Annotated in this window: 7 protein-coding genes and 1 pseudogene; all 8 read right to left on the bottom strand. The window is 55.4% G+C overall.

Annotation, left to right across the window (positions count from 1 at the left end):
- Positions 1–100: 100 nt before the first annotated feature.
- The 8 genes and pseudogenes from M8010_RS08645 to M8010_RS08610 all read right to left on the bottom strand — a co-directional run bounded on the left by M8010_RS08645 (position 101) and on the right by M8010_RS08610 (position 12853).
- A pseudogene (locus M8010_RS08645) lies at positions 101–1396 on the bottom strand (ISL3 family transposase).
- 73 nt (positions 1397–1469) lie between these two features.
- Complete coding sequence (locus tag M8010_RS08640; protein ID WP_250090437.1) at positions 1470–3092, bottom strand: BCCT family transporter; 1623 nt, start codon at positions 3090–3092, stop codon at positions 1470–1472.
- Positions 3093–3096: 4 nt separating this feature from the next.
- Positions 3097–6333 (bottom strand): efflux RND transporter permease subunit, encoded by a 3237-nt coding sequence (locus M8010_RS08635; RefSeq protein ID WP_250090436.1) that lies wholly within the window; start codon positions 6331–6333, stop codon positions 3097–3099.
- Positions 6330–7628: an efflux RND transporter periplasmic adaptor subunit gene (locus M8010_RS08630; RefSeq protein WP_250090435.1), complete on the bottom strand. Its 1299-nt coding sequence runs from the start codon at positions 7626–7628 to the stop codon at positions 6330–6332. The genes M8010_RS08635 and M8010_RS08630 overlap by 4 nt, the downstream gene beginning before the upstream one ends.
- Positions 7625–8989: an efflux transporter outer membrane subunit gene (locus tag M8010_RS08625; protein WP_250090433.1), complete on the bottom strand. Its 1365-nt coding sequence runs from the start codon at positions 8987–8989 to the stop codon at positions 7625–7627. The genes M8010_RS08630 and M8010_RS08625 overlap by 4 nt, the downstream gene beginning before the upstream one ends.
- Positions 8990–9050: 61 nt before the next feature.
- Positions 9051–9518 (bottom strand): GbsR/MarR family transcriptional regulator, encoded by a 468-nt coding sequence (locus M8010_RS08620; RefSeq protein WP_250090432.1) that lies wholly within the window; start codon positions 9516–9518, stop codon positions 9051–9053.
- A 62-nt stretch (positions 9519–9580) separates the two neighbouring features.
- Positions 9581–10570 carry a lipid A deacylase LpxR family protein gene (locus M8010_RS08615; RefSeq protein WP_250090431.1) on the bottom strand — a complete coding sequence of 330 codons (990 nt, stop codon included), beginning with the start codon at positions 10568–10570 and terminating at the stop codon, positions 9581–9583.
- 468 nt (positions 10571–11038) lie between these two features.
- Positions 11039–12853: a phospholipase D family protein gene (locus M8010_RS08610; protein WP_284048043.1), complete on the bottom strand. Its 1815-nt coding sequence runs from the start codon at positions 12851–12853 to the stop codon at positions 11039–11041.
- Between the last annotated feature and the right edge of the window lie 6 nt (positions 12854–12859).

Here is a 12859-nt window from a genome sequence, read left to right as displayed (position 1 = left end):
CAGCTGGCAAGCATGGCCTCTCGAAGTCGCTTGGAAAAGGCAGGGTAAACGGATTTAATGGTTGATGGGGCACTTTAACACCACCAACCGGATACCACTCTCAGATGGTTGATAGATCGACCCCGTAGTTGAGTTCTTCTGCGAAGTCCGGTAATCCGTACCCGATGGTTTTCTTATAAAACGTAGAGACCTTCGCAGCCGGAGCCTTCTTCCTGTGCCTGTGCTTCGTGGTGCAAAGCATTCGTCCCCGCATCACTTCGAAGGAGTAACCGCGCCCTTCACGGTTCTTGTCCTTGGCCGGTCGGTTTATGGTCTCAGTTTAAGCGTTGGTGACGGGCATGTCCGTCTCGAAGTAGGTCATGATCTCTTCGTGCCAGTTGCCCACAGCCCTGACCAGATCGTTCCAGACTTCCTTCTGGCCTTTCGAAATGGTGGCCATCCACTCATCAAGGGCAGCTTCTTCCTGAGGCCGTGTGGTGGCGTCCCAGATGCCGTAGAAACGTTCCGTTTGCTTGTAGGCGGCTAGCAGTTGCGGAAATGCGCCTGTCCAAATCTCCATGATAAGCCATTCCCGATCTGACTTATCGTGAGCGCGTTTCAGCAAGATTTTCCGGTCACCTTTGAGGGTTCGGCTTTGGGATGGATTCAGCTCCTTTCTGAGGCCCTTGCGCACCTTCTCAAGGGCATCGTTGGCCATGCGCACTACATGGAATTTATCGACCACAATGCGAGCTTGTGGCAGCACTGTCTTGACCACAGTCCGGTAAGGGTTCCACATGTCCATGCTGACGATCTCGACCTTCTGGGGGTCTTTCAGCTTCATCAGGTAGTTGATCACTACGTCCTGACGGCGGGTGGCCAGCAGGTCGAGCAGGGTTTTCTCCTCGATGTTGGTCAGGATGCAGCGGTAGCGCTTGTTCAGGTACAGCTCGTCAATACCCAGAATGCGGGGCGTCTCGAAGCGATGCCAGCGGCCTAAGAATTCGGCACGAGCGCTGAAGATGTCGCGTACGGTCTTCTCGTCCAGGCCGGTCTGGGCCGCCACGAAGGTGTAGGGTTGGTTGAAGGACTCCTTCTCCACGTATTCATACAGACGCAACGTCATGCGAAAGCCGTCCACCATCTCAGGTAATAACGGCCTGAATGTAGACTTGCAGGCTCGGCAGGAGTACCGGCGGCGGACCACCCAAAGGGTGACCCGCTTGCCGTGGATCGGCAGATTTCGATAGGGAACATCACGCTTTCCGAACCGCACAAATTCATCGTGCACGCCGCATTCTTCGCAGGCAATAGGATCAGGCGCGTCCACCTGAAAGTGCATGTCGTCGTCGGTGGAATCGTATCCCAGCACCTCATATGACGGCAGATGCAGAATATTGTCAGGCATTCGAGCCATCAGCACCCATCCTTCAATGACCTTCAGATCGACAATGCAGGTGTCGCTCGCAGCAACTTAACCAACCTGATGTTCACGATACTTCGTCCCGCCCGGTCCATATCTCCTTTGCCAGCCGGTGCTTCTGGCCTGGCACAGGTGCAAAGCGTTCATCTCGTAGTGCCCGCACCATGCCCACCACCATGGCCAGCATCACAGCGGAAAACGGCAGCCCAGCGGTAATCACCGCATCCTGAAGCACCTGAACGCCGCCGGCGACTAGCAGCACTGCCGTCAGTGCGCCGACACCCAGCCCCCATAGCACCCTCTGAAGCCGGGGAGGCTCCGGGTCGCCGTGGGCCATGATGGTGGTAATCACCAGCGTGCCCGAGTCTGCTGAAGTGATGAAATAGACCGCGATTAACAGGGTCGCCACACCACCGGTGAGAGCAATTGCCTCGCTCGGCATGGGCAGTGTGCCGATGGTCTGATACAGGGCCACGGCCACGTCCTCGCGAACCGCCTCCAGAATCGTGCCGGTGCCGGTCAACTCCATATACAGGGCCGTTCCGCCGAGTAGCGCGATCCAGACGAATGTGATCAATGAAGGCACCAGAAGAACCCCGAAAACGAACTCGCGGATGGTGCGTCCTTTCGACACCCGGGCGATAAACATGCCTACGAAAGGCGCCCAAGAGATCCACCAGCCCCAGTAAAACACGGTCCAGTCAAACTGCCATTGGTAGTCGGTGCTCACGCCGGTCCAGAAGCTCATCGCCAGCAGCGAGTCCAGATAGTCGCCAGTAGCCTGAACGAGCATCGCACAGAGGACGACTGTGGGACCGGCCACCAGGAAGACAAGCAGTAATACCATCGACAGCCCGAGATTGAACTCACTCAATCTTCGCACGCCGCGGTTAACGCCGGTGACGACCGATCCCGTGGCGATGACGGTGACAACGGCGATGATTACCAATTGGGTCGTGGAAGTCACGCCGATGCCAAAGAGCCAGTCCAGTCCAGTGTTCATCTGACTTGCGCCCAGCCCTAAGGTGGTGGCGATACCAAAAACCGTGGCCACCACGGCAAAAATATCTACGGCATGACCAATCGGGCCGTTGATACGGTCGCCCATCAGTGGGTACAGCGCCGAGCGAATAGTCAGCGGCAGCCCTCGCCGGAAGCTGAAATAAGCCAGCGACAGCCCGACCACGGAGAAAATCGCCCAGCCGTTCAGTCCCCAGTGGAAAAACGACAGGCTCAGACTCTTGATGGCGGCCGAAGGCGTGCCGGCCTCCTCGCTAAATGGGTTGCCACCAAAATGCGTTATCGGCTCAGCAATGCTCCAGAACAGCAGCCCCACCCCCGTTCCGGCCGCGAACAGCATCGCGATCCATGGAAAGGTGGCAAACTCTGGGGGTTCGTCGTCCGGACCCAGGCGCACGTTCTTGTATCGGCCCATCCCCAACCACACCACGAAGACGAGAAAGAAGCCCACCAGGGCAACGTAATACGTCGCCAGTATTGGGGACAGCGCCTCGCGCAGCGACGTCAGCCAAGCCAAGCTTACCTCGGGCAAAGTAATGGCCAGGGCCATTGCCGCCAGAGTCAAGGCGGCCGAGCCCAGGGTGACAATCGGATTCATGCCGCGCAAGGGGCCGCGCTGTGCCTTTCCGGTGGTCATACTTTTTTCGTCGTTATCATTTTCAGTGTTCATTGTTTCAATCCAGAATGGTGGCGCTGCGCTGACTTTCCCTGGTAAGCAGGAGATACAGGCATGGCACGATGATGAGAGAGAGCGCCGTCGAAGCAACCAGACCGAAGATAATCGCGTAGCACAGTGGCGCATACATCGGGCTACCGATGGCGAGCGGTACGAGCCCGACAACGGTGGTTATCGAGGTGGTGAGGATCGGGCGCAATCGTGTTGCGGCGCCTTCAGCCGCAGCCTCGGCGATTTCAGCGCCGTTCCGCAACAGCCGGTTCATGGTGTCCACCATGACGATGCCATTATTGGCGACGATACCGATCAGCGACACCACCCCGATGACGGCGAAAAAGCTGAGTGACATGCCCGTCAGCCAGAAACCGAGAAATGTACCGATCAAGGCGAGCGGCATGGTTGTCATCAGTATCAGTGCCTGACTAAATGAGCCGAACACAATGACCAGAACGCCGAAGACCATGATCAGTGCTACTACCAGCATGGCCCCTGCAGATCCAAAGGTTTCGGCCATTTCTTCTGATTCGCCGCCAATCGACCAAGCATATCCCGAGGGCCAATTACGTTGCGCCTGATCAAGCTTCGGTGTCAGTTCAGCGATGATCTCGTTGACGTTGCGACCATCAATTTTCGAAAGGACGGTAATTGTTCGTTTACCATCCTTATGTATAACCGAAATAGGCGCTTCCGTGACGTGTGGATCGAGCAGCGACAGGAGGGGAACGGTCTCACCGCCCGGGGTGAAGGCGCGGATCATCGACATTTCTGCAAGCTGGGTTGGACCGCCGGCCCCACCATCTCGACTTTGCCAGCTGAGGCCCAGATGAATGTCGAGATCGTCTTCCGTGCCGGTTGTTGCGAAAGAGCCGATTTTGTCGTTAGCCATTGAAAAACGGACTTGGGTAGCGAGATCCTGTTGGCTCAGGCCATAGAAATCTGTTGCTTCACGGTTAGGTGTTAATGTTATTTCAGATTTGACGCTGCCCAGATTATCGCGAACATCGGTTGTGCCAGCGATGCGGTTAAGCATGCCCTGTATTTGGGATGAGAGACGCTGCAGTTCGTTCATATCATCACCGGAGACGGCAATGGAAATGGGATCTTCCGTGCTCGGCCCCCCAGTTTCAGCTTGCACGAGAAGAGAGGCACCTGGCACGTTCGCCTTCAGATAGCTCGAAAGTTCGGCGCGGATATCCTGTGCAAGTACATAACTGGGCTTCTCGCGTTCGCCAAGCTCAACCAAAGTGATCGAAAAGCCGATAAAATTTTCCGCATCGGAAGGGTTCAACGCGGATGATATCGAGCCGCCGACCATTGGACTCTTGCTGCCAACCAGCTTGATGACCGTGTCAAAGGAGGGCTTGTCGCGCAGCAATTCACCCACGGCGTCGGCCACTTCTTGAGAGGTGTCGAGGGTCGTTGAGGGGGGAAGCTCGATATTGATGCCAAGGTTAAGCCCGTCATTATCAGGGAAAAGAACAAGCGGCACACGGGTTGCCGCTAGCATCGAGAGTACAAACAGAACAAGCGCCCCCGCCACCATGGCACTCGCCCTTTTTTTGCTTACCAACGTTGTTTGCAGGCTCCATGTCTTAAGCCTGTTGGCGATGTTGTTCATGGCACGGTCAGTGCGCGTCTCCTGGGTGTCAGCTCCCTGACGCGCAACACCGCCGAGAACAAACCTTGAAAGCGGCACGCTGGCGAGCATGGCGACAATGAAGGCGGCCACAAGGGACACAATGGCTGTGACGGGTAGCACCTGAATGAATTTGCCGGCCGTGCCGGCAATCGCGATCAGTGGCGCAAGGGCAAGGATGGTGGTTAGCTGTCCGGCAAACGCCGGCATACCATATTTTCCAATCGTAGCGAGCGCGGCTTGCCCGAACGTTTTTTTGTTAGTGTAAATTTCCTCGTGCAAACCTTCCATCATCAGGATGAACACATCGACGAGCAGGCCAAGCGCGAGTACCATGCCGATAATCACCAGCTCGTTAAGGCTGTAATCAAGCAACCAGAGCGCAAGCATGGCGGCAAAAAATGAAAGTGGTATTGACAGGCTGGCGACCAGGCCCTCACGCCAGGTGAGGATCAAAAACAAAATGAAAAAAACCGCCACCATGGCCTGCAGGCCGCTCATAAAGACGTTCGACAGAGAATCCCAGATCTGTTCGGCTTCGTCCTGAGTGACTTTGTAGCTCACGCCTTGCGGCCAGAAATTGTCGCCGTGCCAGAGGCTGAGGTCTGCTTTGATCTGCTCGATCAGTTTTACCGTGTCGGCACCGGGTGCCTTTTTGATACTGACTTCAATGGTCTGGCTGAAAGGGCTGCCCGCTTCACTGAAAAAAGCGCGAGTCTCCTCTTTCTCAAGTTGGCGGCGTACTTGACCGATATCGCTCAATCGAAGCAATCGTTCGTTGATGGTGTTGCCAAGTCGCACCACGGGCATTTGTGCAAGGTCTTCAATACTCTGAAATTGCCCGGCGAGACGCACGACCGCGCCGATATCATCGCTCTCGATTTCCCCGAAGGGTTGATCAAGATTGGCGGCGGATATGGCCTGGCTGACCTGGTTCGGTGGAATGCCGAGCGCGAGCAGGCGTTCAGGGTCAAGCAGGATCTGGATGATTTCGTCCCGTGAGCCACCGAGGTTGACTTCGTTGACGCCACTAACGGTCTCAATTCGCTCCTGGAGGGTTTTAGCAAGCTTGTTGAGCTCAGCATCAGACGCTGCGCCATGCAAAGCGATAGTCATAATCGGTCGGTCGTCTACGGAAACCTGTTGGATGGAGGGTGATTCAGCATCGCCAGGAAGCTCGCCTTCAGCATCCGAGACGGCAGTGCGCAAGCGCTGCATCGCCTGATTCGAGTCTGAGTCTGCAGTGAACTCAACCGCGATAATAGAAAAAGAATCAAATGATGCACTCGAAAAGGTCTTCAAACCTTTTAGTGTCGCAATCTCATCCTCTAATTCCTTGGTGACCTGGCTTTCAATCGTCTGAGGGTCGGCACCGGGCCAGGCAGTGGTGATCATTGCCATCGGAATGTCGAGATCAGGAAGGGATTCCTTGACCAGATTCGTATAGGCGAAGTAGCCACCTGCAGTCAGCAAAACGGTAAAGAGAACCGCAAATGTTGTCTGCAGGAAAAAGAAACGGGCAAGAGGATGGGCGCGTGTGACCTCATCCGTCTCGCGTGGCGTGTTGCTGGTTGTGGATGATTCGTCGATATCGCTCATTGGCTGTTCACCCCCTTGTCGGTGCCACCAATGATCCGAACGGTGTCGCCATCCGATAGTCGAGCACGGCCTTCAGTGACGATGCGGTCGCCTTTGTTCAGGCCCTGCAACACCTGTTGGTGTTCGCGCCCCTGCAAGCCAAGGGTGACATTGACGCGTGAAACCTCATTTGCCTCAGGATCCGCCCTGAATACGAAGGGCTGGTCATTGTCAAAACGCGTCACGCCGAGCGGGATGAGAAGGGCATCTTCCGCATTGGGCCCCGCAATCCAGGCCGTCAGGAATTCGCCGTCCTGTAAACGGTCGGCGCCTTGGGTGGTGCGCAACTTCACTGAAAAACTGCGCGTTTGCGGATCAACCGATGGGCTGATCGCATAAACCTCGCCACGAATGTTGAAACGTTCAGGCACACGGGATGGAGCTTCTGTACTTTGCGAATTGAGTCTGCCTACACCGCCTTGCCCCACGCCAGGCTGAAACAGAACCGGGGAGCCGACCGTCACCTGTCTATGAGCGTAAGAGGGCAACTTAACCGTTACTTCAAAGGCCGACGGGTCGATGATGACCACTGGTACTGTATTGAGAGCACCCGCCTCACTGTTGGACTGAATTTGCTGTGGGGAAAAATAGAAGCCCTGCTCGACATTAAGACGTGCAAGCACGCCACCGATCGGCGACACAATGCGTGATTCATCCGCGATGACTCGGGCCCGGTTCGCTTGTGCCTTGGCGGCCTCAATTTGAGATGTCGCAGCTGCAAGCTGTCGCTCTGCGCGAACCTTGGAGGCGCGTGCCTGCTCAAGTTTCGCTCTGGCGTCCTCAAGTTCTTGCTGCGATGCGGATTTTTGCTCAATCAGCGTTTGAAATCGCCGAAATGTGTTTTGTGCGACATCCAGGTTGGCTGCGGCCTCTTCGACTGTAGCTTGCGCAATGGCTTTCTGGCCTTGTGCATCCACGATACTGGCGCGGGCATTTGCGACATCTGCCTGCGGACGATCCTGTTGCTGATACGCGATGACTTGTCCCTGGCTGATGGAATCACCCTCTTTCAGGTCAGGATCGACATAGGCAATTCGGCCTGCGCTTTCGAAACTGAGAAACTCCCGTTTTACAGCGCGGGCAGTGCCTTCAGCAAAGACCCATGTCTGAAGTGCACCACCAGAGTCTACTTCAGCAATACGAACACTGATCGCCGTAGCTTCTGGATCATCCGTCCCGGATGTAGTTGAGCTGTCGCAAGCCGACAGTATCAATAAAACGAAGGCGCCCATGATCAGCGAGCGGTAGATATTCATTCGGTTGTCTCCTGTGATGAACCAAAACCACCGCCGAGGGCGAGATGCAGATCCACGCGGTTGTCGAGGCGGGCCCGCCGTGCGGCAATCCACGCGCTTCTTGTGTCAAGGGCTCGCTGCTGCGACTCCAGAACTGTGATAAAGGGCGTCAAGCCCTGCGCATAGCGATTGAAAGCGATGCGCTGCGCATTTCCCGCGGCTTCGGCTGCCGCTCGAAGCGATGCCTCGCGATCTGCCAGGTAGCGATCGGCGGCCAGCGCATTTTCAACTTCACGCAGCGCCTGTAAAACGATTTCAGCGTAAGCTTCCGCCGCCTCTCGCTGTCGTCCCTCGGCAAGGTCCAGACTGGCGCTCAGACGGCCGCCCTGGAAAATTGGCTGAACGATCTGGCCGGCAATGGACCACACCGAAAAACCGCCATTGAGAAGATTGTCGAGCTCGCTGCTCTGCCTGCCCGAGGATCCGGTCAGGGTAATGGCGGGCAAAAAAGCCTTACGGGCTGCCTCCGTTCGCAGTCCCGTTGCACGAAGGTTGCGCTCAGCCGCGGATATATCGGGGCGGCGCAGCAAGAGCTCGGCGGGAAGTCCCGCCGGAGGAGCGGCCGGTATGGGTGGGAGCGCTTCCGGCGCGTGGATTTCGCCGGCCGGATAATCCCGCAGGATGGTTTCAAGCTGTCTTGATGAGCGTTGTTCGGAGTCCAGGCGCTGCTGCAGTCCACCCCGGGCGGTTTCCAGGTTGGTGATGGCAAGCTGCTTGTCGGCGGGGGAAATGGCTCCGACATCGGCCCGGTTTCCGACCTGGCGTGCGGTCTCGGCGAGGGCAGAAACCGTTTCTTCCGAGAATGCCACCTGCTCACGGGCCTCGATGACCGCGAAGTAGGCTTTGGCGGTTTGCCCCGCAATCGACTGACGGACCGATCGCAGTGTATCGGCCGAGGCGAGGTATTCCTCGCGCGCTGCTTCCGATTGCGCGCCCAAGCGGCCCCAGAGATCGATTTCCCAGGATATATTCAACGACGCGCCGTAGTTTTCGGTGATTGCGCTGTCGCCGCCAGGCAGGGGTTGTTTTTGCCGACTGGCGTCAAAGGCGCCGCTGAGCTGGGGCAGACGGTCCGCGCCGGCGATTTCCGCTTGCGCCCGGGCCTGCTGCTCACGTGCCTCGGCCTGACCGATACCCGTGTTGAGTCGTTGTGCTTCGTTGATCAGCGCATTCAGCCGCTCATCCTGGAAGCGAAGCCACCACTCAGGTTCGACCTCTGAAGCCGCTGACTCTGTCGTCCAGGTGGCAGGTAGGTCATCAAGATTACTCCCGGTTTCCGGCCCAGCCGTGGAAGCACATCCTGCAAGAATAGCTAGACTCAAAATGGCGGCTAAGCGCAGGGAGTGAAGAACATGTTGATGTGGAAGTTGGACCATGACCCTTTTATGCTCCATCTTCAGAGGATTGCGACTTCAATCGCTTCAACAACTCTTTGGAGCTATCGTGGTACAGCGTGTAGAACCGCTCCAGGTCAGCGAGTTTGGTGCGAGTATGATCTGCAGTAATCGCCGATTTGGTTTCGGCGACAACTGCCTTTGCCGCCTCAAAGCGTTTTACCTGTCCTTCAACCAGGGCAGCGTAGGGGTTAGGCCGGATCGAGAAAAAATCCTGCCGTTCGCCAGGTTTTGACCCTCGTTCAACGATGCCGAGCATTTCAAGAAGGCGTGTATTCGTACTGATGCTGCCCTTGCTGATATGCAGCAGTTCCATCAAATCTGATGAACTTACTCGGTCATCAGAGATAATGAGCGCAGCCCAAATTTGTCCTGCGATGCGAGGAAGTCCATCGGATTGAGCCTGCTGACCCAAGCGCTCAATAAAGTGCGATTCTGGTTCAGTGAGTATTTTCATAGTTAACGAATTCCCATTTTTGTCAGTCCGTCGAATGGATTCACCCCCGTCTGTTTGCTGTTTTAAAACCAGGTCGAGATAACGATCGACCCAAACTGATCGAAGCTTTCCTGTTGCTCAAACTCGTCACTGCGCCAAAGGTAGGTATAAGCCAGCTGCCAGCGATCCCAAGTCAACGCAGCACCCACCTGGGCATCGCCGACCCATTCACGACGATCTACGGAGTGGCTGTCCTCAAAGGTATTGCCGTCAAGTAGCAGGTTGTGCGCCATGTAGCGGCCTGCGACAGCGGCAAAGACGTACCAGCTGAAGCCCTGGTCGCGCTGAAAGGACGATTGCCCTCCATACGCAGGGGCCACGGCGGGAATGCCAAAGCTACGATCGAGCCCTTCTCCCAAGCGAAGCCCCAGGCCGCTGGACGCGTAGGTATACAAGTTGCCTAGAGCAAAACCCGCAGACGGTCCGTATTCGACTTCAAGACCGGCGAAACGCTGCTGAAATATCCAGCCGCGCTTGTACGCAAGATTGGCGATTAGCTCATTCTCAAGCTGATTATCCCAGCCCTTCGGATCGTCCAAGGCAATCCACTCATGATAACCCCTCTGCAAAGCCCCGGCTCCGGAAGCCGGCCCTACAATGCCGATATCGATGTGTAGGCTTTCTGCCAGTCGCCATCTGTCATGCTGGTGATTGTTTAGAAGCGAGACTCCGCCGAAGAGCAGGCCAGCATAGGGGCGATCGTCTTCGATGAGCGCTTCGACCTCGATATCTTCCGGCGTATACATCTGCTGTCCAAAGCGATAGGCCACGCCGACCAGGCTGTCGGCCGACCATCCCGGAAGCGCCTCGGCGAAACGGCGGGTCCAATGCCCTTCAACGGGTTCAAATGCCCAAATCGCCTCGATGCCATTGGTGTAGTGACGATCGCCGCCAGCAGAGAAGGCATCGTTTTCTACTTTGAGAGAGAGGAGACCATCGGCGAATGCAGAGGGGGCAAGGCCGGCGAACATTAGCCCGAAGCAAAACCGAGTCAATGCACACCCGCGCTGCATTCAAAGTTTCCAGTCATGACCATATTGGCCCAGCTAGGGAGCAAGCACCCGCTCCTTGCCCTCTCTAGACATTCCAGACAACAGCGTCTTGGCGTGGGAACTGCAACATGATTCATAAGTTACTTGCTCTAATAAAGCCAATTGTTTAGTTTGTTCAGTTTAAACTGAACAAACTAATCGCACAACAAACGATAACAATCTTTCACTCGTCAAATACGAACTGCGCTAATGACAGAGACTGGCGAGTGTAAAGAACTCCTGCGGCGATTCAGGGATTTGCAGAAACCATTAACCAATAAATCCGATGAGAAATTAACTAGTTATCTATCTCAGGATCTTGTTTAGCAATCATTAAATCAGGGTGCCCAGAAAAATTAGAAGGAACGTTCGATAACGAGTGCCTAAGGATCTGGGCTTCCAATTGGTTCGGCGAGCGAACGTTATTGAAGCAGGACCAGATGACAAGGGTTAGAGCAACCATTCAATAGGCAATATCGAGAGTAGAAGAACCCCGGTCCGTTTCAGAAAACCGGTGGCAGGCTCTTTCTCGTGACGAACTTCCCTATCACCTACACGCTCAAGCCAATACAGGTCGCCATCGTCATCAATACGAACTTCGTAGGCATTGCGCGGTATGGCAGTCTCAAAAGCACGGTGAACGTTCTGTGCCAGTACGGGGCTTTCAATCACAAACCCGAGTTCTGTATTCAAGTTGAACGACCGGGGGTCGAAATTAAACGAACCAACAAACATCCGCTCACCGTCTACAGCGAACGTTTTTGCGTGCAAGCTGGAACCTGAGCTGCCAAATGGGCCAGCACTCAGGTTACGGTTAACTTCTGGAGAAAGGCGTCGCATCTCGAACAAACGGATACCTGCCTCAAGCAAGGTTTTGCGCCGCTTGGCGTAGCCTGCATGCACCGCGGCGACATCCGTTGCATCGAGTGAGTTGGTTAAAATACTTACCTCAATTCCCCGAGCCGCTAAAGCTGAAAAGACCTCAACACCGGCTTCGGTGGGCACAAAGTACGGAGATACCAAAGCAACTTGGCTCTCCGGCGCACCCAAAATCTCGCCAAGCTGATGCGTGAGGAGCCCTTTCTTTTCTGCCAATCCTAGACCCTTTGCCGGATCATCGCTGACCATTCGGGCGCGGGCCCACTCCATTTTTAATTCATTTTCCAGCAATTTTTCAATGAATTCTGATTCGGATATTGCGTTTACGTACGCTGAAGCGGCACTGTCGCGCTCTATCAGAGAAGCCCTTGTACTGAGTTGATCCAAAGCCATCTCTGAAACCGGTGACACAATATTATCAATGGGGTACGCAGAATCACTGGCCCAGTAGCGGTCAAAGTCTGCCGACACGTCGGCAACGACCGGCCCAACGGATAGCACATCCAGATCGGCGAACAGCACACCGCCCGTTGCGCCGAAATACTCGTCACCCACGTTACGCCCGCCAATAATCGATGCCTGATTATCGGCCGTGAACGATTTGTTGTGCATGCGCCGGTTAGCTCGGGAAAAATCCGTCAAATACCCCAACCATTTTGGTGAACGGACAACAAAGGGGTTGAACAGCCGAATCTCGATCAACGGATGTAACGCCAGTGCTGCGAGCTCTGTGTCGATCCCTGAGGTGCCGTTGTCATCCACCAGCAACCGAACCCGAACGCCGCGGTCGGCTGCCGTATGGAGTTCTTCCAAAAGAAGCGTTCCGGTGATATCCCCGTGCCAGATGTAGTACTGCACATCGAGCGTTCGGTCAGCCACTCTCGCCAGTAAAATCCTTGCGGCGAAGGCATCTCTGGGGTTTGTCAGTGCATAGATGCCGCTTTTTCCCGGATGATCCGAGAGCTTTGGCGCAATCGCTTTTCCCAGCCGGGTTAATTGTGATTCAGACAGGCTTAATGCATTGGATTCGGACTTATCAACAGGAGGTAGGGAGCAGCCCGCCAACCACAAACCCGCAAAGCAGACAGGCAACAGAGGTTTCCACACAGAGCGTTTCAAGAAAACGCAGAACCGATAAAAAAGAAGATGCCTCAAGATAACTACCCGGATTCCAAAATATTGATTTGATTTAGGTGTATCCAAGTCCACCACCTTCTCCTTAAGGCCCGCCAGCTTTTCCAGCTCGGCGTTAAGTCGGGCCCAGGTGATGCCCGAGTTTTCGGCAAAGTCCCGGATGATTTTGTGATAGTTCGGCTCATAGACCGAATGCTGGTACTCCAGCGGCCAGATTGTCGTCCGAGCAATGGCTTCCTCGTTCAGCACCATCGGTGG

The organism is Marinobacter sp. ATCH36 (genome assembly GCF_023555055.1).
In the GTDB taxonomy this organism is placed as follows: Bacteria; Pseudomonadota; Gammaproteobacteria; order Pseudomonadales; family Oleiphilaceae; genus Marinobacter.
Note: the sequence above shows the minus strand (reverse complement) of the source record. Positions and strands in the feature narration are given on the sequence as shown.